Source organism: Sphingomonas aquatilis, from assembly GCF_014196115.1.
GTDB classification, from domain to species: domain Bacteria; phylum Pseudomonadota; class Alphaproteobacteria; order Sphingomonadales; family Sphingomonadaceae; genus Sphingomonas; species Sphingomonas aquatilis.
In genome coordinates this window covers 125,038-147,011 of the sequence record NZ_JACIDB010000005.1, presented here as the reverse complement: position 1 = coordinate 147,011, position 21,974 = coordinate 125,038, and the positions used below count along the sequence as shown (strand labels likewise).

Below are 21,974 nucleotides of genomic sequence, written 5' to 3'. Positions count from 1 at the left end.
CGTCGCAAAGGCTCAGACCGAGACCAGCGCGCAGGCTGGGGTCATCGTGGAGGCATGGCCGTCGGGATATCGTCCGTCCGGGGCGGGGCGACCTTGGCTCCCACCAACCACGGGTGCCGATCGCCCGGCTGCGTCACGGTCCGCACACGTCCGCTCGCCAGGGTCAGCATGACGCCGCCGGTGCGCCGCAGCACGGGCGCGTCTAGCCGCAGCCAGCGCGGCCGGCACGCCCGCGGCAGCCGCCGGTCGCTCACCACGACGTCCGCCCTCCCGCAGGCCGCGACCACATCCCGCCATGCCAGTTGGTAGCCGCTGCGGGTCGCCAGGACGCGGAACGCCTGCCCTCCCCCGTCCCGCAGGACCGCCACGCACGCATCGCGGCTGCACCGTGCCTCCGGCAGATCGTCGAGCAGCCACGGCTCGCCATCGGTCCCGCCGTTCTCGGCGAGCATCGCCCGCGTATAGTCCCCGGCGCGGTCGCGTAGCAGCGCCAGCCGGCCACCCAGCCGGATCGCCATATGCCGCCCGTCCCCCGTCACCAGCAGATCGGGTGGCGGGGTCAGCGCCGCCCAGACGGCACCGGCGACGATCGGCAGCACGCCGATCCAGCGAACTTGCGTACTCCACAGCGCCAGCCACAGCCCACCGGCGATCATCGACAGAAACGCCCCCAGCGGCATCGACGGCACCGCCAGCGACGCGCCCGGCGCATCCGCGACGAGATGCGCCAGCCACAGCAGCCCGCGCAGTGCTCCATCGGTCAGCCACCACACGGGCCCGCCCAACCCAACCGTGTCCAGCAACAACGCCCCCGCCTCCAGCGGCATGACGACGAACGTCGTCAGCGGGATGGCGACGATATTGGCGGCCGCCCCGTACAGGCCCGCCTTGTGGAAGTGATAGACCGCGATCGGCATCAGCGCCGCCTCCACCACCACGCCCGTCAACAGCAGCGACCCAAGCCCGCGTAACAGACGCCGCGCGCGAGCCTCCTCACGCGGCTCGAACCACCCGCGCACCCTTGGATGCTCATGCAGCGCGACGATCGCCACGATCGCAGCGAACGACAGCTGGAAGCTCGGCCCCACCAGCGCTTCCGGCCGCACCGCCAGCACGACCATCGCGCCGGCCGCCACCAGCCGCAGCGTCATCGCCTCCCGCCCCATCGCCAGCGCCGCCAGCACCAGCAGCGCGGCGACGCACGATCGGATCGTGGGAACCTGGGATCCGGTGAGCAACGTATAGCCGATGGCGGCCAACGCCCCCATCCCCGCCGCGACCAACGGCAACCGGACGCGAATGGCAAGCCATGGCCACAGCGCGAGCAGCCGCAACGTCACGACCATCGTCGCCGCCACCGCCGCGGTGATGTGCAGCCCGCTGACCGACAGCAGATGCGCCAGGCCCGCACGCCGCATCGCCTCCGCATCGCGCTCGCTGATCGCCCCCTCGTCCCCGGTCGCCAGCGCTGCCGCGATGCCGCCCCCGCTCCCCTCCAGCCGACCAGTGATATGCGCGGTCAGGCGTCGCCGCAGGCTGCCCTCCGGCATGCCGGGCGACACCAGCTCCACCGGCGCGAACCCTCGACCGGTCGCGCCGATCCCGGCGAACCACGCGGCCCGCGCAAAGTCATATGCGCCCGGCACCGAAGCCGCCGCCGGCGGCATCAACCGCGCGCGCAGCCGGATCCGCGCGCCCTCGCCCAGCCCCTTCGGCACATCGTCGGTCGCCAGGTTGACCCGCACCCGCGGTGGCAATCCCAACCCCGGATCGCTCTCGATCGTCAGCCGCACCAGATCGCGCGCGACGAGGGCCTCCATTCCGACCACTCGGCCGGTCACGACGGCGACGACCGGCCGCGCCAGCACCGGGGCCGCGACCTGCTCCGCGCGCCACCACGCTGTCGCCACGCCCGCCGCTATCAGAACAGCGCCGACAGCGACGCTATGCGCCGCCCGCCCGCCCCGGCCGATCGCCGCCGCAGCGCAGGCGATGGCGAGTGCCGCCAGCATCGCCGCGATCCACTGGTTGGGGTCGGGCAACAGGAACCAGCCGCCGGCGCCCGCCCCGAACGCCACCGGCACCCATAAAGCAATCCGATCGCGCTCCGCGTGCAGCCACGCTTCCACACGATCGCGCAACCGATGCCACCCCTGGGGCATTTGAAGGCACACGGAGCGCGTGCTAGAGGCCGCGGCGGCTGGACTGGCCATCAGGTTTCAAACTTTGGGAGCAAGCGCGGTTGGGCGCAACAGTTGAAAATCGTTCGGGCGACGGCGCGGGAATAGTCACGCGATTCGCCCCCTCGCCCACCGGCTATCTGCACCTCGGCGGCGCGCGCACCGCGCTGTTCAATTGGCTGTACGCGCGTCACCATGGCGGCACGTTCCTGCTGCGGATCGAGGATACCGATCGTGCCCGCTCGACGCAGCCGGCGATCGACGCGATCCTTGCCGGCCTGCAATGGCTGGGCATCGACTGGGACGGCGACGCCGTCTTCCAGTTCGCGCGCGCCGATCGCCATGCCGAGGTCGCGCATCAGATGGTGGCGAACGGCCATGCCTATCGCTGCTACATGACGCAGGACGAGATCGCCGCGCAGCGCGAAGCGGCGCAGGCGGCGAAGCAGCCGCTGCGCATCCGCTCGCCCTGGCGCGACGCCGATCCCGCGACCGCGCCGGACGGCCAGCCTTTCGTCGTGCGCCTGAAGGCGCCGCGTGAGGGCGCGACGACGATCGACGACCAAGTGCAGGGGTCGGTGACGGTCCAGAACAGCGAACTCGACGACCTCATCCTCCTGCGCTCGGACGGCACGCCGACCTATATGCTGGCGGTGGTGGTCGACGATCACGACATGGGCGTGACGCATGTGATCCGCGGCGACGATCACCTCAACAACGCCTTCCGCCAGCTGCCGATCTACAAGGCGAATGGCTGGCCGGAGCCGGTCTATGCGCATATCCCGCTGATCCACGGCACCGACGGCGCCAAGCTGTCGAAACGCCACGGCGCGGTGGGGATCGAAGCGTATCGTGACGAACTCGGCATCCTGCCCGAAGCCTTCGACAATTACCTGCTCCGCCTGGGCTGGGGCCATGGCGACGACGAGATCATCAGCCGCGAACAGGCGACCGAATGGTTCGACCTCGATGCGGTCGGCAAGAGCCCGTCGCGCTTCGATCTGAAGAAGCTCGAAAACCTCAACGGCCATTACATCCGTGCTGCCGACGACGCACGGCTGGCAGGGTTGGTCGCCGGGATCGGCGGCTATACCGACGTCGATCTGCTCACGCGCGCGATGCCGGTGCTGAAGGCGCGCGCCGCCAATCTCAACGAACTGAGCGACGGCGCCGCTTTCCTGTTTGCGGTCCGGCCGCTCGCGATGGATCAGGCAGCTTCGGACCTGCTGACCGCCGACGCCCGTGCGCTCCTCGCTGCGCTGCACGCCGCGCTTGACGCGGTGCAGCAGTGGGATCAGGAGACAATCGAAGCAGCGGTACGGCAGGTGGCGGACAGCACGGGCGTAAAGCTCGGACAGGTCGCCCAGCCGCTCCGCGCCGCTCTCACCGGGCGCAAGACCTCGCCCGGCATTTTCGACGTGCTCGCGTTGCTCGGCAAAGAGGAAAGCCTCGGCCGCATCGCGGACCAGATGCAAGTCTGATAGGAAGGACAACCAGATGACCGAAGCCGCAAAGGTATCCGTGAACGGCAAGGATTTCGACTACCCGGTCATGTCCGGCACTGTCGGACCGGACGTCGTCGACATCCGCAAGTTCTACGCGCAGACCGGGGACTTCACCTACGATCCGGGGTTCACCTCGACGGCGTCGTGCCAGTCGAAGCTGACCTATATCGACGGTGACGAAGGCGTTCTGCTGCATCGCGGCTATCCGATCGGCGAACTCGCCGAACAGTCGAGCTTTATGGAAGTCGCCTATCTGCTGCTGAACGGCGAGCTGCCCTCGGCGGACGAGCTGACGGGCTTCACCAACACGATCACGCGCCACACCATGGTGCATGAACAGCTGGCGGCGTTCTTCCGTGGCTTCCGCCGCGATGCGCACCCGATGGCAATCATGTGCGGCGTCGTCGGCGCGCTGTCGGCCTTCTATCACGACTCGACCGACATCCACGATCCGGTCCAGCGCACCATCGCCTCGCACCGCCTGATCGCCAAGATCCCGACGATCGCGGCGATGGCGTACAAGTACAGCGTCGGCCAGCCCTTCCTGTACCCGGACAACTCGCTGTCCTACACCGGCAACTTCCTGCGCATGACCTTCGGCGTTCCCGCCGAGCCGTATGAAGTGAACCCGGCGGTCGAAAAGGCGATGGACCGAATCTTCATCCTGCACGCCGATCACGAACAGAACGCCTCGACTTCGACCGTCCGTCTGGCGGGTTCGTCGGGCGCCAATCCGTTCGCGTGCATCGCGGCGGGCATCGCCTGCCTCTGGGGTCCGGCGCATGGCGGCGCGAACGAAGCCGCGCTCAACATGCTGCGCGAGATCGGCACGCCCGAGCGTATCCCCGAGTTTATCGCGCGCGCCAAGGACAAGAACGATCCGTTCCGCCTGATGGGCTTCGGTCACCGCGTGTACAAGAATTACGATCCGCGCGCGACGGTGATGCAGAAGACCGTGCGTGAGGTCTTCGACGCACTGAAGGTCAACGATCCGCTGTTCGACACCGCGCTGCGGCTGGAAGAGCTCGCGCTGTCGGACGATTACTTCATCGAGAAGAAGCTGTTCCCGAACGTCGACTTCTATTCGGGCGTCATCCTGTCGGCGATCGGCTTCCCGACCGAGATGTTCACCGTGCTGTTCGCGCTCGCCCGCACCGTCGGCTGGGTCGCGCAGTGGAACGAGATGATCACCGATCCCGACCAGAAGATCGGCCGTCCGCGTCAGCTGTACACCGGCCCGACGCAGCGGTCGTACGTTCCGGTCGAGCAGCGCTGATGCGCCGCGCCCGGCCGGTCCTTATCTCGATCGGCGTCATGCTGACGCTGGTCGGGTTACTGTGGATCGGCCAGGGCCTCGGCTACGTCCATTGGCCGCAGGAGAGCTTCATGCTCGACCAGCGGCCATGGGCGGACCGTGGTGCCGCGCTCGCCGTTGGTGGATTGCTCTTGATCCTGGTCGCGCGCCGCATCCGACGCTGACGCCTCGAAGAACGCTTACGGGCCCCGCTTAGACCGGCAGGCTGAGCGTGAACCGCGCGCCCTCACCGGGCGCACTTTCTACCGTCAGATCGCCGCCCATCGCCCGCGCCAGACGCCGCGCGATATAGAGGCCCAGCCCATTGCCGCCCGCCTCAGTCGGATCGACGCGTTCGAACTTCTCGAAAATGCGCGCCTGATCCTCAATCGCGATGCCCTTGCCCTGATCGGCGACCACCGCCTCTGCCATGCCGCCGGTGCGCAGCGCGGTGACGCTCACTACGCCACCCTCCGGCGAGTAGCGCACGGCATTGCCGACGAGATTGACCATGATCTGCAACGCACGGCGAAAATCGCCCTGCGCCGGCATGCGCAGTTCAGGGAGCGGCCGCGCGATCGCGACGCCCGCATTGCTTGCGCGGACGGAGAGCAGCCCCGCCGCGCGGCGCGCAACGTCGGCGAGATCGATCGAATCGGTGTCCAGCGCGAAATCGGGCCGCTCGATCGCCTGCAGATCCACCAGATCGTCGACCAGTCCGAGCAGATGCCGGCCGGCATTGGCGATGTCCGACGCATAATCGGCATAGTCGCGCTGCACCGGCCCCTCCGCCTCAGCGTGGATCGTGTCGGCGTGGGCGATGATCCGGGCAAGCGGCGTGCGCAGCGCCTTGTCGAGCCCTTCGGTAAAGGCCGGCGCAATCGTCGAGGGAGCGGCCGGTGCAGGCGCCTCGTCCTCAACCCGCGCGACGCCGGACAGACCGGCAAATTGACCCGAGGGGTCCCGGCGCACATGCGCCGTCAACAGGACGCGTACGTCGCCGCCGCGCACACGCGCACGCTGGCGCTCGAGCGGCCGCTGACGCGCCACCGCCTCGAGAATCGGGAGCGCACCGTCGCCATCCGAATCGAGCGTGAACAAGGCGGTGAGCGGCTGACCGAGCAGCGACAGGGCGTCGAGCCCCAGCCGTCGCGCCGCATCGATCGACACGAATGTCAGGCGAAGCCCGCCATCCGTATCCCAAGCGAGATCGTCCGATTCGACCAACCGGGTCGCGGGCGATGCGACGACCGGCCGCGCCCGCATCTCACGCCAGCCGCTGACGGCCATGCGCACGCCATCCCCATCCGGTTGGGCCCGTATCCACAGGTCGAGGTCGGTATCGCCGTCGGCGACCACAACGCCCCGCGACACGAGAATGCCGAGCCGCCGCGCCAGACGCGCCACCGTCGCCAGTTGCGGCACCGCGAGTGCGGCGCCCATCGTGCCGCCGGCTGCTTCGTTGAGCGCGAGCAATGCCGGATCCGCCGCGACCAGCCGTCCGTCGCCATCGATCATCGCATGGCTGACGGGAACGTCGGGAATACCGTCCAGTCTCATCGTCCAGCCTCTCGCGCCAAAGCATCGATCGCGAGACGCAGATCATGGTGCAGCGTCAGCGGGGCCAGCGCCGATCGCGCAGCCTCAACCGGAACGGTGGCAATGGCGTCGAGTTCCTCGGCAAAGGTATCGATGTCGCGCCGCGGGTCGGCATCGGCGAGTGCCAGCGCGATCCGCGCAATCGTCGGGCGATCAAGCGCCGCCGCCCGCAGCGCCAGCCACAGCCGGTCGCCCTCAGGCTCCAGCACGATCGCGCGCGCGCCGGCGAAGTCGAGATCGACCGCGCGGCCGAGGATTGCGATAAACAGGATCAGGCGGCGATCGCCGAGGGCTTCGACCAGCAGGTCGCCGAGTTCGTGCGCTCGTGCATCGATCGCACTCGCCAGGCGGACCGCCAATGCTTCGATCCGCTGGCCCTCGTCATGCGCGGCAAGGCTGCGCTGCGCTGCCTCGACGATCGCACGATCGACGGCGGCATCCTCACCCGAGACGGCGATGCGACCTTCGCGAATCGAAGCGGCGACCCACCAGACCAGCTGATGATGCCGCTCAGCCGGCAGCAGGCCGGGCATTGCGCCGCCTTGCTCCACCGAGGCGCGGCGGCGAGCCTCCGCGGTCATCAACGCCCGCGCCGCGGCGGCGACGACGCCGTCATCGACCTCCGCCAGGCGAACGAGCAGGCTCGGCTGATCGGGCGCACCCGCCTGCGACGGCAGCGCGGCAGCGATTCGGTCGCATCGCACCTGCGCGATCAGTTCGTCCATCAGACCACGATCGCGCAGCAGGCCCGCACGCGACAGGCGTCGCACCACGTCCTCGTGCCCTTTTAGCAGCTGTTCGGCCTGCGTATCGGCGCCTTGCCCTGCGAGCACGCGGGCCGCGTGACGGCGGATGTCCGTCTCGACGCCCTGCACGACGGCAGCAAGCATGCGCCCCAGCGCCACGCGCGTTCGTTCATCCAGCCGCGAATCCTCGGCCACGAAGAAATCGTCGATCGCACCGGTCAGGCGCGCGTCGGCGCGCGCCGCGAGACGGGTCGCAGCGCCGATGCGCGTGGCGAGCGCATCCCGCTCCGCCTGATCCGTTCCGACCGCCATGATGTGGTTGCCTACGCTTCCATCATTAAGACAGCGTTATGCAAGGGTCCGCAATCGCTCGATTCCCGCGGCCAATGTTGCGGCGGCATAGGTCGCCGCAAGCCCCAGTCCCAGCATGGGCGACGACAGGAGCGCGCCCAGCCAGACGAGCAGAAGATAGGCCGGTGGACTGCCCCACCACATCCGCCGCGGCGCCGGCCCCAGCGCGCGCTCGCCAAGGCCCGCAAGCACGACACCGGCGATCGCCAGCATCTGCTCGCTGCCGTCGACCGATAATTGGGTCGCATCATGGCCATAGGCCAACACCGCCAGGGCCGGCAGGATCGCGGCTGCCCTAGCCAGCCATGTCGCGCTGCCCGATTCGTCTCGCAGATCGGCGAGGATCGCACCGAGCGACAGGCCCAGCGTGCCGACCAAGGCCAACAGCAACCCCGACACATCGTGCCCGAACGCGGTCAGCGTCGTACCGAGCAGACCAAATACGCCTCCGACTCCCGCGACGGCGACGACGGGCACCGTCCGCGGCACCAGCAAGGGAATGACCGACCGGGCGAGCGGTGCGGTGATATAGCGTTCGAACCACCCACTACGCGACGACACCATCGCCGCCATCGCGCGCCGGCTTCGCGCGTCAAGCGCCTGCGCGGAATGACCGACGCCATGGCTTGCGCGGACCGCCTCTTGCGGCAGCAGTATATGCGTCGCCCGGGCCTGCGACGCGAGGCGGACAAGGGTCGAAGGCACGTCATAGTCGCGTGGCATCGCCGCCAGCTCCGCCAGACGACGCGGTTCCAGTCGGGCAACGCCTGCCCAGACCATGCCACCGCCCAGCCGTTCGTACCCCGGCCCCACCTGATCCTCGGGCACGACCAGCAGCGCATCGCCGCCCTCGCGCGCCAGTACGGCGAGCGTATCGCCGGTCGTGGTCAACCCATCCGCCAGCATCAGCACGCGGGCCAGCGGGTGCAAGGTCTCGGCCGCCTCGGCGGCGGTCCGCACCGTATCGACCGCGATGCCACGCTTGCCTATCCGATTGATCGCACCCAGCAATTCAGGCGTCAGCCGGGCAACGACGATGATGATCTGCGATGCGCCAGCAGCGATCAGCAGCCGCGCCTGATACTCGATCAGCGTCACGCCACCGAACGGCAGCGTCGCGGTCAGCATATTGGGCCGATCGTCCGCGTCGTGCATGGCGAAGATAAGGCCGGCGAGCATCTGGCGCTGTTAAGGGGTCATCTTCCCCCTGCCTAGGGCGGATTGCGGCTAAAGGCGCATCACCGATCGACGCAGCTTGCTGAGGATAGCCGTATCGCGCGCACCGTCGGCCGCCTGTGCCGCCAGGGCCATCAGCCGGACCGCCCCGAAGCTCGCCGCCAGCCCCTTCAATCGCGAGGCCGCGTCACGCCATTGGTCGCGGGTCGTCGCCGCGTCCATCGCCGCCAGCGCCCGTTCGGCGCTTTCGGTGAAGGCCAGCCGCAATTCGGCGATCAACCCGGGTTCGTCACCCACTGCGGCGGCCAGCGCCGCGTCGATCGCTCCGGGATCATACGCCATGAGAGGCCGCTTAGCGCACCACCACTTAATCAAGTGTTGCACTTTCGCTTTATGACGGTGCCGAACATGGTTAAGCCCGGCGGACACGAACGGGGGTTCCATGATTATCGACATGCGGGCGGAAGCCGCAGCCACCGACGATGCCCTGGGCCGGTACGAGCTGGAACCGACCACGCCCGAATCGATGGGTGGCCACGGCGACTATCACGGCGGCGAACCGCTCGCCTGGACCGAGGCGGTCGAGGTCGAGCCGCGCCGCGCAACGTGGCTGGCGCCGACGCTGGCGATCGTCGCCTCCGTCGCGTGGATCGGCGGCATGCTCTGGCTCGCCCGCGACCAGCTTCCGTTCCTGCTGCCCGTCCCCCTCGCCCAATATATCGCCGCGCTGGCGGTGATCCCCGCCCTCATCGGCATCGTCTATCTGCTCGCCATGCGGACCAGCCGGCGCGAGGCAACCCGTTTTCGCAGCACCGCCCAGGCGATGCGTGCCGAGGCCGCCAGTCTGGAACGGACGGTCGCCGCAGTCTCCCGATCGCTCGACGCCAACCGCCGCCAGCTCGCCGACCAGATCACCACGCTGATGGCGATGGGCGATGGCGCCAACGAACGGCTGGCTGCCGTCGGACGAGGCATGGCACTGGAGATCGGCCAGGCTGACGCTCACGCCCGCGCCCTGTCCGAAGCCGTCGCCGAGGCGCAAACGCACCTCGGCGTCCTCCTCGCCTCGCTGCCGCGTGCGCAGGCCGAGGTGGCAGAGGCCGGCCGGCTGCTCGACGATACCGGCTTGGCCGCCGGCGAGCACGCTGCGGCGTTGGAGGCAAAGCTCGCCGCGCTCGCGGAGCGCGGCCGGGAGGCGGACCTCGTCGCCGGCGGCGCCGCACAGAAACTCGCCGCGCATATCGCGCGGATGGAGGCGACCAGCGAAACAGCGGGCGCGCGGCTCGAATCAGTTACGGGCGACATGTCCGACGCGGTCGACGCGCTGCTCGGCCGCACGGCCGACGCCGTGGACGAGGCGCGCAAGGGCATTGCCGCGCAGGGCGAGGCAATGCTGGCGATGCTGCGCGCCAACCAGGCTGCGCTCGACACCGCTGCCCGTCAGAGCGCGGATGCCTTGGGCGAACGGATCGCCGCCGTCGAAGACGTCATCGACCGCGTGACGCTGCGCCTGCACGACCAGCGCGGGGCCAGCGAATCGCTGCTCGCCGGGCTCGATGCCGGGATCGAGCGGGTCGAGACGCGGCTGGATACGTTGCACGCACAGGGCGTCGACCGGTCGCAGCTGCTCGCCGCGTCGATCAGCGCGCTGGGCGGCTCGGCGGATGCGATGACCGAAGCGTTGCGCACCGGCGAAGCGATGGCGACGCGGACCATCGGCACCACCGAATCGCTGCTCATCGCGCTCGACGCCGCGGCCCGCGAGATCGACGAGACGCTGCCCGAAGCGCTCGCCCGACTCGACACGCGTATCGCCTCCAGCAAGCAGGTCGTCGTCGCCGCGAAGCCGGAGCTGCTCGCGCTCGTGACCGCTGCGGAAAGCACGCACGATGCGATCGAGGCGATTGCAGGCGTCATCGCGGAACAGACGACGACGCTCGATCGCCTGTCGGGCACCCTGCTCCAGACGCTCAACGACGGCCGTGCCAAGGCCGACGCGCTCGGCATGATGGTCGACGAAACGATCGATCGCACGCATCGCTTCGCCGAAGAGGCGGCCCCGCGGCTCGTCGACGCGCTGCTCCGCGTCCGCGACACCGCATCCGTCGCGGCGGACAAGGCGCGCGAGACGCTGGCGAGCGTCATTCCCGATGCGGCCAGCCAGATGGAGGAAGCGAGCGCCGAGGCGATGCGCCGCGCCACCGGCGACACGGTCGAGCGGCAGGTGCGGGCGATTGCCGATGCGACGGGGCATGCCGTCGACGCCGCGACCCGCGCGACCGAACGGCTATCGGCGCAGGTCCAGCAGATCCTCGATCAGACGGCGCTGGTCGAGACGCGGCTGGAGGATGCCCGCACCGAGCGCGAAGAGGCGGAGCGCGACACATTCGCCCGCCGCGCCTCGCTGCTGATCGAATCGCTCAATTCGGCCGCGATCGACATCACGAAGGCATTTGCGCCCGAAGTGTCCGACAGCGCCTGGGCCGCCTATCTGAAGGGCGATCGCGGGGTCTTCACCCGCCGTGCGGTGCGCGTGCTGGAACCGGGTGACGCCCGCGATATCGCACGGCTGTACGACGACGACGCCCGGTTCCGGGAGTCGGTCAATCGCTACATCCACGATTTCGAAGGGATGCTCCGGACGATCCTGGCACAGCGCGACGGCTCGCCGCTCAGCGTGACCTTGCTGTCGTCGGACATGGGCAAACTGTACGTGGCACTCGCGCAGGCGATCGAACGGCTGCGCTAGGGCGTCAATTCGGGTGCTGCTCGCGGACCTTCGGGTCGCGTAGCAGATCGTCGATCGCGGCGGCGATGCGCGCTGCGACCAGCGGCCGCCCTTCTTCATCCATCAGGTGGAGCGCGCGTTCGAGCAAGTCGAGCGCTTGGCCGTGCCTGTCGTACACCGATCGGGCCTTTCGTCAGTCACCACCCTCTGTGGCGGCGGCAAAAGCCTATCAGGCAACGACTTGCGCGAACCTGACACGAACATGACAATCAAGTCAGGCCGATCGGGACTAGCTGCGATTGTAGACGGCCTCGCGATCGAACAGGTCGAGCATCTGCGGCGTGACCCAGCCGAATTCATAATTGGCGATGAACAGACCGAACAGGATCGTCGCGACGATGGTCACGCGGACCGCGAGACGGCCGAGGCGAAATTCGTGCGGCGCACTGTCCGCCTGACCCGCGACGTGCTCACCCCCCACTTCATGGGTCGTGCGCACGCCCCAGGGCAATACGAGGAACACCGAGAACGCCCAGAACAGGACGTAGATCGCAAGCATCGACGTCCAGCGCATGGGATCAGGCCTCAATGATCAGCACATCGACGATCGGCTTCTTGCCCGTCCAGCGGGTCGCGATGCGTCGCACCGCAAGCCGGACGTCCTCGCGGCGGCGGTCGAGTTCGCGCCGCTGACCCTTGAGCGCTTCGGCAGCGGCCTCGGCGGCATCTTCGATAAAGGCCGCACGATCCTCTTCGACCGGCACGCCCTGAACGCGCACCTGCGGCCGGCCGAGGAGCCGCCCATCCTTACCGATCGCGACCGCAACCGAAATCTGGCCGTTGATCGCCAGCTTGCGACGTTCGTTGATCGTCGATCCGTCCGCAGGCAGGATCACGTCACCGTCGAGCACCAGGCGGCCGACACCGGCATTGCCGATCTTCTCAGGCTTGCCGGGCAGCAGCCGGATGACGTCGCCATCGCTCTGCACGATCGACTGCGGCACGCCCTCGCTCAGCGCGAAGCGGGCATGCTCCATCATGTGACGCATCTCGCCATGAACCGGCACCAACGTCTGCGGACGGATCCACTTGTACATCTGTGCCAGTTCCGGCCGACCGGGGTGGCCCGAGACGTGGACGTGCGCCTGGCGCTCGGTAATCATCACCACGCCTTTGGACGCCAGCGTGTTCTGGATCTTGCCGATCGCGACTTCGTTGCCGGGAATCTGCTTCGACGAGAAGATCACCGTGTCGCCCAGGTCGAGCTTGATCGTGTGCGAGCCATCGGCGACCCGTGCCAGCGCTGCACGCGGCTCGCCCTGACCGCCCGTGGCGACGATCAGCACCTTGTTCTTCGGCAGCCGCATCGCGGTGTCGGGGTCGACCGTTTCGGGGAAATCGGTCAGATAGCCCGTCGCCTGCGCGACCTTCAGGATCCGGTCGAGCGAGCGGCCGGTGACGCACAGCTTACGCCCCGTCTCCCGCGCGACCTGCCCCAACGTATGGAGGCGTGCCGCATTGGACGCGAAGGTGGTGACAAGCACCCGCCCCTTCGCGCGCGCGATCTGCTCCGCCAGGCCGCGACGCACCGATGCTTCGGAGCCGGATGCTTCCGCATTGAAGACGTTGGTCGAATCGCAGACCAGCACGTCGACGCCGGCATCGCCGATCTGGGTCAGCCGTTCGGGGCTGGTCGGCTTGCCGATCACCGGCGTGGGATCGAGCTTCCAATCGCCGGTGTGGAACACGCGGCCCGCCTTGGTTTCGATCACCAGCGCATTGGGTTCGGGGATCGAGTGCGACAGTTCGATGAAGCTGACACCGAAGGGGCCGATCTGCGCGCCCGCGACGCCGCTCTTGCCCGGCTGGATCACGCGCAGCTTGACACGATGGGCGTTGCCCTCTTCCTCCAGCTTGCCGCGGATCAGGCCGGCCGTGAACGGTGTCGCATACAGCGGCACGCCCAAATCTTCGGCAAGATAGGGCAGTGCGCCGATGTGGTCTTCATGCCCGTGCGTCAGGACGATCCCGACGAGATCGTTCAGGCGATCCTCGATGAAGGACAGGTCGGGCAGGACGATATCGATGCCGGGATATGCGGCGTCGGCGAAGGTCACGCCCAGATCGACCATCAGCCACTTGCCGGCGTGGCCATAGAGATTGACGTTCATGCCGATCTCGCCCGAGCCGCCGAGGGCGCAGAAGAGAAGTTCGTTGGTTTTGGGAGTCATTGATGTCTTTCGTGAATTGCGTAGCGCCCGCAGGCCGGTGAATGGCGCGAGCGCGTCTCAGCCGATATGGGCGTTTTGGTACATGATCGCCAGCCCCTGGATGGTCAGGTCCGGCTCGATGACGTCGAAGACGTCGGTATGTTGTTCGAACAACGTCGCCAGGCCGCCGGTCGCGATCACCTTGGCGGGTCGGCCGATCTCCGCCTTCATGCGTGCGACCAGTCCCTCAATCAACGCGATATACCCGAAATACACGCCGATCGTCATCTGATCGACCGTGTTGCGGCCGATGACGCTGCCGTTCGCCGGCGCTTCGATCGCGATGCGCGGCAGTTTGGCGGCGGCGCTGACCAGCGCATCCAACGACAGGTTGATACCCGGCGCGATGATGCCGCCCTTATAGGCGCCGCTGTAGTCGCTGACGTCGAAGGTCGTCGCGGTGCCGAAATCGATGACGATCAGGTCCCCCGGGTGCAGCGCATGCGCCGCAATGGTGTTGATCGCGCGGTCCGCGCCCAGGTTCTGCGGCTCGTCGACATCCAGCGCGATCCCCCATTCCACCGGCGCGCGGCCGGCGATCAGCGCCTCCGACCCGAAATACTTGCTGCTGAGCACCTGCAAATTGTGGAGGGCGCGGGGTACGACGGTCGCGATGATGACGGCGTCGATCTGCGACCGGTCATAGCCTTCCAGCGCAAGCAGCTGGCTTAGCCATACGGCATATTCGTCCGCGGTCCGCCGCGGATCGGTCGCGATGCGCCAGCGCGCCTTGATCGTGCGGGCACCGGCCTCGCTCATGTCCACCAGCGCAAACACGACATTGGTGTTGCCGGCATCGACGGCGAGCAGCATCCTCACTCCTTCACAGCAGAAAAACGTCGCCAGCATGAATGACATGCCGGGCACCCGACGCCAAGCGCAGGATCAGCGCGCCGTCGGGGTCCAGCCCATCGAACAGGCCGTCGACCGCGCTTCCATCGGGCAGACGGGCGGTGAGCGGCGTGCCGAGCGGATGCGCAGCCGCAAGCCAGGCCGAGCGAATGGCTGCGATCCCCTCGCCGCGCCAGCGCGCCAGCCATCGCGCGAACGCTTCGGAGAGCACTTCGGCAAAGGTCGCCGGATCGACGCTGACGCCTTGCGCGGCAAGGCTCGTTGTCGGGCGATCGGAAAGGTCGGGATGATGCGCCAGATTGACGCCGATGCCGACGACCACCGCATCGCCACTCCGCTCCAGCAGAATGCCCGACAGTTTCGCGCCATCGACGACCACGTCGTTCGGCCATTTGAGCCGAGCCATTCCGGATGGCGTCAGAAAAACGCCCAGAGCATCGTGGAGAGCAACGGCAGCCGTGAGCGCCAGCGTCGCGGACGGTGGATCGCTGGCCCGGAGACGGACTAGCGTCGATCCCGAAAAATTACCCGGCGGCGCGCTCCACGTCCGTCCCAGCCGGCCGCGCCCCGCCGTCTGCCGCTCGGCACGGAGCCACAGCCCCTCCTCCGCGCCCTGCGTGGCGAGGAGGAGCATATCGGCGTTTGTGGATCCCGTTTCCGAGATGAAGCGGATGGTCAAACGCCGGGGAACAATGCGCGAGCTGCGGCCATCGTCCAGCCACCGAGCAGCGGAATGGCGAGATAGCCGAGCGGCGACACGAAGGCGGCCGTCAGCACGATCAGGCCGCCCTCGACGGGGCTGTTACCCTTCACGAACGCCGGTGCCGGTTCGTCGAAGTACATCGTCTTGACGACGCGCAGGTAATAATAGGCACCGATCGTCGACGCCGCGATACCGATCACCGCGAGCGGGAACAGCCCGGCCTTCACCGCCGCGTCGAACACCGCAAACTTCGCGTAGAAGCCGAACAGCGGCGGAATGCCGGCGAGGCTGAACATGAAGATCGCAAGCGCCGCGGCGAGGCCCGGACGGGTCCGCGACATCCCCGACAGCGAGGCGATGCTCTCCACCGGCTGGCCCGCCTCGTCACGCATCTGCAGGACGATGAGGAACGAGCCCAGCGTCATGGCGATGTAGATCGTCATGTAGGTCAGCACGCCCGCCACGCCCTCCGGCGTACCCGCCGCAAGGCCGACCAGCGCGAACCCGACGTTGTTGATCGACGAATAGGCGAGCAGGCGCTTGATGTTGCTCTGGCCGATCGCGGCGACCGCGCCGAGGATGATCGAGGCGAGCGCGGCGAAGATGACGATCTGGCGCCACTGGTCGGTCGCCGGACCCATCGCCTCGACCGCGACACGGACGGCGAGCCCCATCGCCGCGACCTTCGGCGCCGAGGCGAAGAAGGCGGTGACCGGCGTCGGCGCGCCTTCGTACACGTCCGGCGTCCACATGTGGAACGGCACGGCCGAAATCTTGAAGGCGATGCCGGCGAAGACGAAAACCAGCCCGAACAGCAGGCCCAGCGACTTCGTGCCGGCATAAGCCGCGGCGATCCCGCCGAACAGCGTCGTGCCCGAGAAGCCATAGACCAGGCTGATGCCGTAGAGCAGGATGCCGCTCGCCAGCGCGCCGAGGATGAAATATTTGAGGCCCGCTTCCGCGGACCGCGTGTCGCGGCGCATGAAGCTCGCCAGCACATAGGCCGACAGGCTCTGCAGTTCGAGACCGACGTACAGCGTCAGCAGATCGCTCGCCGACACCATCATGCCCATACCCGCCGCAGAGAGCAGGATCAGCACCGGATATTCGGGACGCAGGTCGTCACCGCTGGTGCGCTGGAAGAAGTCCGGCGCCATCAGGATACCGACGGCGGCGGCGACGAAGATCAGCACCTTGGCAAACGCCGCGAAGGCATCCGCGCGGTACAGGCCTTCGAACGCGCTGCCGCCGGAGCCCGCAGGCCCCATCAGCGCGACGCACGCGCCCGCCAGGATCGCGACGGCAGCCCAGGACACCGCGCGGGTCGACGAAGGCCCACCCCAGGCGGCGACCAGCATCAGGACGATGGCGCCGACGCCGAGGATCACCTCGGGCAGCGTCATGGCGAGATTGGCGGCGTAATCCATCAGTGCGTGGTTCCGTGGGCAGCGGCGGCATGCGCCGCGGCAGGAGTGGTCGCGGCTGGCTTGCCGGCGGTCGGCTTGGAATCGGACGGCGGCGCTGCCCGATCGACGCGGGTCAGCAGGACGGCGACGTCCTTGCGCATCGGCGCCATGAAGCTTTCCGGATAGACACCCATCCACAGCGCGACCGCGGCGATCGGGGCCAGCAGCCAAAGCTCACGATGCGACAGGTCTTCCATCGCGCGAACCTCGTCCGACTTGATCTCGCCAAAGGCGATACGACGGTAGAGATAGAGCATGTACGCGGCGCCGAGGATGATGCTGGTCGTGCAGAGCAGCGCGATCCACGTCGACACCTGATACGTGCCCATCAGCGACAGGAATTCGGCCACGAAGCCGCTCGTTCCCGGCAGACCGATCGAAGCCATGGTGAAGAACAGGAAGAACAGGGCGTAGCGCGGCATGTTGATCGCCAGACCGCCGTAGCGGCTGATTTCACGCGTGTGCAGGCGATCGTAGATGACGCCGACGCACAGGAACAGCGCGCCCGACACCAGACCGTGGCTGAGCATCATGATCATCGCGCCTTCGATGCCCTGCCGGTTGAAGGCGAAGAGGCCGATGGTCACGATCGCCATGTGCGCGACCGACGAATAGGCGATCAGCTTCTTCATGTCGGACTGCACCAGCGCGACGAGGCTGGTGTAGATCACCGCGACCGCCGACAGGCCGAAGATCAGCCAGGTGAGCTGGCCCGACGCCTCGGGGAACATCGGCAGGCTGAAGCGCAGGAAACCGTAACCGCCGAGCTTCAGCAGCACGCCCGCCAGGATCACCGACCCCGCGGTCGGCGCCTGCACGTGCGCATCGGGCAGCCAGGTGTGAACCGGCCACATCGGCATCTTCACCGCGAACGAGGCGAAGAACGCGAGCCACAGCCACGTCTGCACATGCGCCGGGAAGTCGAAGCTCTGCAGCGCCGGGATGCTGGACGTGCCCGCGGTCTGCACCATGTACAGCATCGCGATCAGCATCAGCAGCGAGCCGAGCAGCGTGTAGAGGAAGAACTTGTACGACGCGTAGATGCGGTTCACGCCGCCCCAGATGCCGATGATCAGATACATCGGGATCAGGCCGGCTTCGAAGAACAGGTAGAACAGGAACAGGTCCTGCGCCGCGAACGTGCCGATCATCAGCGTTTCGGTGAGCAGGAACGCGGCCATATATTCCGGCACGCGGTTCGTCACCGACCGCCAGCTCGCCCCGATGCAAATCGGCATCAGGAAGACGCTGAGCATGATCAGCATCAGCGCGAAGCCGTCGATACCGAGGTCCCAGGCGAAGAAGCCGAGGCGCGGGCCGTGCTCGACGAACTGCCACTGCGCTCCGCCGATGTCGAAGTTCGCCCAGAGCAGGATGCCCAGTGCAAAGTCGGCAAAAGTCGCGCCCAATGCGACCATCCGCGCGGTCGCGGCGGGGACGAACAGGCAGGCGATCGCCGCGAGCGCGGGGATCAACAGCATGATCGTCAGGATGGGGAAGCCGCTCATTGTGCGATCGCCCAGGTGACGACGGCGGTCAGACCGATCAGCATGACGAAGGCATAGGTATAGACATATCCGTTCTGGAGCCGGCCGGCGATGCGGCTGGACCGCTCGACGATCCACGCCGAACCGTTCGGCCCGAAGCGATCGATCGTCTTTTCGTCACCGCGATGCCACAGGAAGCGGCCGATCGCGAAGGCGGGGCGGACGAAGAGCAGGTTATACAGCTCGTCGAAATAATATTTGTGGGTGAGGAAGCGGTACAGGACGCGGAACTGCTCCGCCACCGCGGCGGGGAAGGTCGGCGCCTTGATATAGGCGTACCATGCGGTGAACAGCCCGGTCAGCATCGCCACCGTCGCCGACAGCTTCACCCAGGTCGGCACCTCATGCATCGCGTGCATCAGATGCTCGCGGAAGGCGATGTCGCCCTTCCAGAAGCTCTCCCCCGCACTCGGCTCGATGAAATAGCCGTGGAAGACGAAGCCAGCCGCGATCGCACCGATCGACAGCACGATCAGCGGGATCAGCATGGGCAGCGGGCTTTCGTGCGGATGATAGCCGCCGGTCCCCGCCGGCAGATCGTGCTGCGCCGGCCCGTGCGTCGAGGGATGGTCGCCCGCGTCCTCGGCCTGCGCCGGGTTGCCGTGCGCCTCATCGGCGTGATGCGCGTCGTGTGCATGGGCGTCATGACCGTGAGCGTGATCGTCATGGCCGTGGCCATGTGCATCGTGGAGCGCGTGCTGGATATGCTCCGATGCGGCCCAACGCGGCTTGCCCCAGAAGGTCAGGAACATCAGGCGCCACGAGTAGAAGCTGGTGATCAGCGCGACGAGCACACCGACGAACCAGACACCCGGCTCGCCGGCGGCCCAGCTCGCCTCGATGATCGCATCCTTCGAATGGAAGCCTGCGAAACCGATCCCGAGCGGATTGCCGAACACCGCGGGCAGGCCGACGCCGGTGATCGCCAGCGTGCCCATCATCATGCCCCAAAAGGTCAGCGGGATGCTTTTCCGAAGGCCGCCGTAATAGCGCATGTCCTGCTCGTGGTGCATCGCGTGGATGACCGAGCCGGCCCCCAGGAACAGCAGCGCCTTAAAGAAGGCGTGCGTGAACAGGTGGAACATCGCCGCACCATAAGCGCCGACGCCAGCGGCGAAGAACATGTAGCCGAGCTGCGAACAGGTCGAATAGGCGATGACGCGCTTGATGTCGGTCTGCACCATGCCGACGGTCGCGGCGAAGAGGCAGGTCGCGGCACCAATGAAGGTGACGAAATGCAGCGCGGTCGGCGACATTTCGAACATCGGCGACAGGCGGCACACCATGAAGACGCCCGCGGTGACCATCGTCGCCGCGTGGATCAGCGCCGACACCGGGGTCGGGCCCTCCATCGCGTCCGGCAACCAGGTGTGCAGGCCGAGCTGAGCCGACTTGCCCATCGCGCCGACGAACAGCAGCAGGCAGAGCACGGTCATCGTGTCGGCACGGAACCACAGGAAGCCGATCGTCGAGCCCGCCATGTTCGGTGCCGCGGCGAGGATCGCCGGGATCGAGACGGTGCCGAACACCAGGAAGGTGCCGAAGATGCCGAGCATGAAGCCCAGATCGCCGACGCGGTTGACGACGAACGCCTTGATCGCGGCCGCATTGGCCGACGGCTTGCGGAACCAGAAACCGATCAGGAGGTACGAGGCAAGGCCCACGCCTTCCCAACCGAAGAACATCTGGACCAGCGTGTCCGCGGTCACCAGCATCAGCATCGCGAACGTGAACAGCGACAGATAGGCGAAGAAGCGCGGCTGGTCCGGATCCTCGCTCATATAGCCCCAGCTATAGAGGTGGACGAGCGCCGACACGCTGGTGATGACCACCAGCATGATCGCGGTCAGCTGGTCGACGCGCAGCGACCAGTCGACCGCCATGTCGCCGCTGACGATCCAGGTGAGGACCGGCACGACCTGCGCCGTGCTGGTGCCCGCGAGGAAGCCGAGGAAGATCGGCCACGACAGCAGGCACGACACGAACAGCGCGCCGGTCGTGATGACCTTAGCCGGCACGAAGCCGATCGCCTTGTTGCCCAGCCCCGCGACCGCGGCCGCGAGCAGCGGCAGGAATACGATGAATAAGATGGCGTGCACCGAAATCAGCCCTTCATCCGGTTGACGTCATCGACCGCGATCGTGCCGCGGCCACGGAAATAGATCACCAGGATCGCCAGCCCGATCGCCGCCTCACCCGCCGCGACGGTCAGCACGAACATCGCGAAGATCTGGCCGACCAGATCGTGGAGGAAGGCCGAGAAGGCGACGAGATTGATGTTCACGGCGAGCAGGATCAGCTCGATCGCCATCAGGATGACGATCAGATTCTTGCGGTTCATGAAGATGCCGAGCACCCCCATGGTGAACAGGATCGCCGCGACGACCAGATAATGCGTCAGACCAATCACAGCTGGACCCCCTGGCCGACCGTCGGCTGCGTGTTGCGCGTCGCATCCTGGGGACGGCGCGCATTCTGGCGGGCGATATTCTGCCCGCGCACGCCGCCACGCTGGCGATGCGTCAGCACGATGGCGCCGATCATGGCGACCAGCAGCACGAAGCCCGCCGCCTCGAACACGAACAGATAGCGCGTGTAGAGCAGCTGCCCCATCGCCTGGATGTTCGGCACGGTGCCGTCGATCGGCGCGATGCGCTGGCTGATCTTCAGGCCGCCGGCGCTCCACGCACCGATACCGATCAGGATCTCGGCGGCAAGCGCCACCGCCAGCGCCAGGCCCAGCGCCGCATAGCGGGCGAACCCGGCGCGCAGCTGCGCGACCTCGATGTCGAGCATCATGACGACGAACAGGAACAGCACCGCGACCGCGCCGACGTAGACGATGACGAGCAGCATCGCGATGAATTCAGCGCCGACGAGCACCATCAGCCCCGCCGCGTTGAAGAAGGCGAGGATCAGCCACATGACCGAATGCACCGGGTTGCGCGACGAGATCGTCATCGCACCCGACCCGATCACGACGATCGCGAAGAGATAAAAGGCTATGGCCTGGATCACGAGTTGGTCGGCCCCCTCAGCCCGGAATCAAGTGCGGCGCGCATTAACGGTACGGCGCATCGGCGGCAAGGTTCGCCGCGATCGCCCGCTCCCAGCGGTCACCGTTGTCGAGGAGCTTGGCCTTGTCGTAGATCAGCTCTTCGCGCGTTTCGGTCGAAAATTCGTAGTTCGGCCCTTCGACGATCGCGTCGACCGGGCACGCTTCCTGACACAGGCCGCAATAGATGCATTTGGTCATGTCGATGTCGTAGCGCGTCGTGCGGCGGCTGCCGTCATCGCGCGGTTCGGCCTCGATCGTGATCGCCTGCGCCGGGCACACCGCTTCGCACAGCTTACACGCGATGCAGCGTTCCTCGCCATTGGGATAGCGGCGTAGCGCATGCTCACCGCGGAAGCGCGGCGAGATCGGATTGCGCTCGTAGGGATAGTTGATCGTCGCCTTGGGCTTGAAGAAATACTTCAGCGTGAGGGCGTGCGCCTTCACGAACTCCCAGAGCGTGAACGATTTGACGAGTTGACCTACGGTCACGATCCGAACC

Annotated in this window: 20 protein-coding genes; 4 read left to right on the top strand and 16 right to left on the bottom strand. The window is 67.3% G+C overall.

The features are described 5' to 3' along the window. Positions 1–41: 41 nt before the first annotated feature. The gene (locus GGR47_RS13005; RefSeq protein ID WP_221204778.1) at positions 42–2,162 is read right to left on the bottom strand and encodes a ComEC/Rec2 family competence protein; all 2,121 of its coding nucleotides are present in this window, start codon (positions 2,160–2,162) and stop codon (positions 42–44) included. Positions 2,163–2,242: 80 nt separating this feature from the next. Between GGR47_RS13005 and gltX the strand changes: the two genes are divergently transcribed. The 3 genes from gltX to GGR47_RS12990 are packed head-to-tail and all read left to right on the top strand — an operon-like array spanning position 2,243 to position 5,164. Then, a complete protein-coding gene (gene gltX / locus GGR47_RS13000; protein ID WP_043059715.1) occupies positions 2,243–3,661 on the top strand; it encodes a glutamate--tRNA ligase in 1,419 nt (472 codons plus the stop codon). A gap of 16 nt (positions 3,662–3,677) precedes the next feature. Beyond that, positions 3,678–4,961, top strand: coding sequence for a citrate synthase (locus tag GGR47_RS12995; RefSeq protein ID WP_017979157.1), 1,284 nt, complete (start codon positions 3,678–3,680; stop codon positions 4,959–4,961). After that, entirely contained in the window at positions 4,961–5,164 is a 204-nt protein-coding gene (locus GGR47_RS12990; RefSeq protein WP_147034785.1) for a hypothetical protein, read from the top strand. Before GGR47_RS12995 ends, GGR47_RS12990 begins: the two co-directional genes overlap by 1 nt. Positions 5,165–5,192: 28 nt before the next feature. On the opposite strand, the gene GGR47_RS12985 is transcribed toward GGR47_RS12990, so the two are convergent. The 4 genes from GGR47_RS12985 to GGR47_RS12970 are packed head-to-tail and all read right to left on the bottom strand — an operon-like array spanning position 5,193 to position 9,193. Further along, positions 5,193–6,539, bottom strand: a complete 1,347-nt coding sequence (locus tag GGR47_RS12985; RefSeq protein WP_147034784.1) for a sensor histidine kinase — start codon at positions 6,537–6,539, stop codon at positions 5,193–5,195. Continuing rightward, the gene (locus tag GGR47_RS12980) at positions 6,536–7,636 is read right to left on the bottom strand and encodes a DUF2336 domain-containing protein (protein WP_147034783.1); all 1,101 of its coding nucleotides are present in this window, start codon (positions 7,634–7,636) and stop codon (positions 6,536–6,538) included. The genes GGR47_RS12985 and GGR47_RS12980 overlap by 4 nt, the downstream gene beginning before the upstream one ends. Positions 7,637–7,672: 36 nt before the next feature. After that, on the bottom strand, positions 7,673–8,854 hold the full coding sequence (locus GGR47_RS12975; RefSeq protein ID WP_147034782.1) for a glycosyltransferase family protein: 1,182 nt from the start codon (positions 8,852–8,854) through the stop codon (positions 7,673–7,675). Positions 8,855–8,902: 48 nt separating this feature from the next. Beyond that, a complete protein-coding gene (locus tag GGR47_RS12970) occupies positions 8,903–9,193 on the bottom strand; it encodes an Hpt domain-containing protein (protein WP_147034781.1) in 291 nt (96 codons plus the stop codon). Positions 9,194–9,293: 100 nt separating this feature from the next. On the opposite strand from GGR47_RS12970, the gene GGR47_RS12965 reads away from it, so the two are divergent. Continuing rightward, positions 9,294–11,600: a coiled-coil domain-containing protein gene (locus tag GGR47_RS12965; RefSeq protein WP_147034780.1), complete on the top strand. Its 2,307-nt coding sequence runs from the start codon at positions 9,294–9,296 to the stop codon at positions 11,598–11,600. Between the two features lie 4 nt (positions 11,601–11,604). Here the strand turns inward: GGR47_RS12965 and GGR47_RS12960 are convergent, their stop codons facing one another. The 11 genes from GGR47_RS12960 to nuoI all read right to left on the bottom strand — a co-directional run bounded on the left by GGR47_RS12960 (position 11,605) and on the right by nuoI (position 21,967). Next, complete coding sequence (locus tag GGR47_RS12960; protein WP_017979164.1) at positions 11,605–11,757, bottom strand: hypothetical protein; 153 nt, start codon at positions 11,755–11,757, stop codon at positions 11,605–11,607. 111 nt (positions 11,758–11,868) lie between these two features. Next, positions 11,869–12,153, bottom strand: coding sequence for a DUF1467 family protein (locus GGR47_RS12955; protein ID WP_147034779.1), 285 nt, complete (start codon positions 12,151–12,153; stop codon positions 11,869–11,871). 4 nt (positions 12,154–12,157) lie between these two features. Then, a complete protein-coding gene (locus GGR47_RS12950; protein WP_063685296.1) occupies positions 12,158–13,810 on the bottom strand; it encodes a ribonuclease J in 1,653 nt (550 codons plus the stop codon). Between the two features lie 57 nt (positions 13,811–13,867). Next, on the bottom strand, positions 13,868–14,662 hold the full coding sequence (locus GGR47_RS12945) for a type III pantothenate kinase (protein ID WP_147034778.1): 795 nt from the start codon (positions 14,660–14,662) through the stop codon (positions 13,868–13,870). A gap of 10 nt (positions 14,663–14,672) precedes the next feature. Beyond that, on the bottom strand, positions 14,673–15,380 hold the full coding sequence (locus GGR47_RS12940) for a biotin--[acetyl-CoA-carboxylase] ligase (protein ID WP_147034777.1): 708 nt from the start codon (positions 15,378–15,380) through the stop codon (positions 14,673–14,675). Then, positions 15,377–16,831, bottom strand: coding sequence for an NADH-quinone oxidoreductase subunit NuoN (gene nuoN, locus GGR47_RS12935; RefSeq protein ID WP_147034776.1), 1,455 nt, complete (start codon positions 16,829–16,831; stop codon positions 15,377–15,379). The genes GGR47_RS12940 and nuoN overlap by 4 nt, the downstream gene beginning before the upstream one ends. Further along, complete coding sequence (locus GGR47_RS12930) at positions 16,831–18,378, bottom strand: NADH-quinone oxidoreductase subunit M (RefSeq protein ID WP_147034775.1); 1,548 nt, start codon at positions 18,376–18,378, stop codon at positions 16,831–16,833. Before GGR47_RS12930 ends, nuoN begins: the two co-directional genes overlap by 1 nt. Next, positions 18,375–20,516, bottom strand: a complete 2,142-nt coding sequence (nuoL, locus tag GGR47_RS12925) for an NADH-quinone oxidoreductase subunit L (protein ID WP_147034774.1) — start codon at positions 20,514–20,516, stop codon at positions 18,375–18,377. Before nuoL ends, GGR47_RS12930 begins: the two co-directional genes overlap by 4 nt. A 5-nt stretch (positions 20,517–20,521) precedes the next feature. Continuing rightward, positions 20,522–20,827, bottom strand: a complete 306-nt coding sequence (gene nuoK, locus GGR47_RS12920) for an NADH-quinone oxidoreductase subunit NuoK (protein ID WP_017979172.1) — start codon at positions 20,825–20,827, stop codon at positions 20,522–20,524. Further along, the gene (locus tag GGR47_RS12915) at positions 20,824–21,435 is read right to left on the bottom strand and encodes an NADH-quinone oxidoreductase subunit J (RefSeq protein WP_017979173.1); all 612 of its coding nucleotides are present in this window, start codon (positions 21,433–21,435) and stop codon (positions 20,824–20,826) included. Before GGR47_RS12915 ends, nuoK begins: the two co-directional genes overlap by 4 nt. A 43-nt stretch (positions 21,436–21,478) precedes the next feature. Then, positions 21,479–21,967 carry an NADH-quinone oxidoreductase subunit NuoI gene (nuoI, locus tag GGR47_RS12910; protein ID WP_172436196.1) on the bottom strand — a complete coding sequence of 163 codons (489 nt, stop codon included), beginning with the start codon at positions 21,965–21,967 and terminating at the stop codon, positions 21,479–21,481. Between the last annotated feature and the right edge of the window lie 7 nt (positions 21,968–21,974).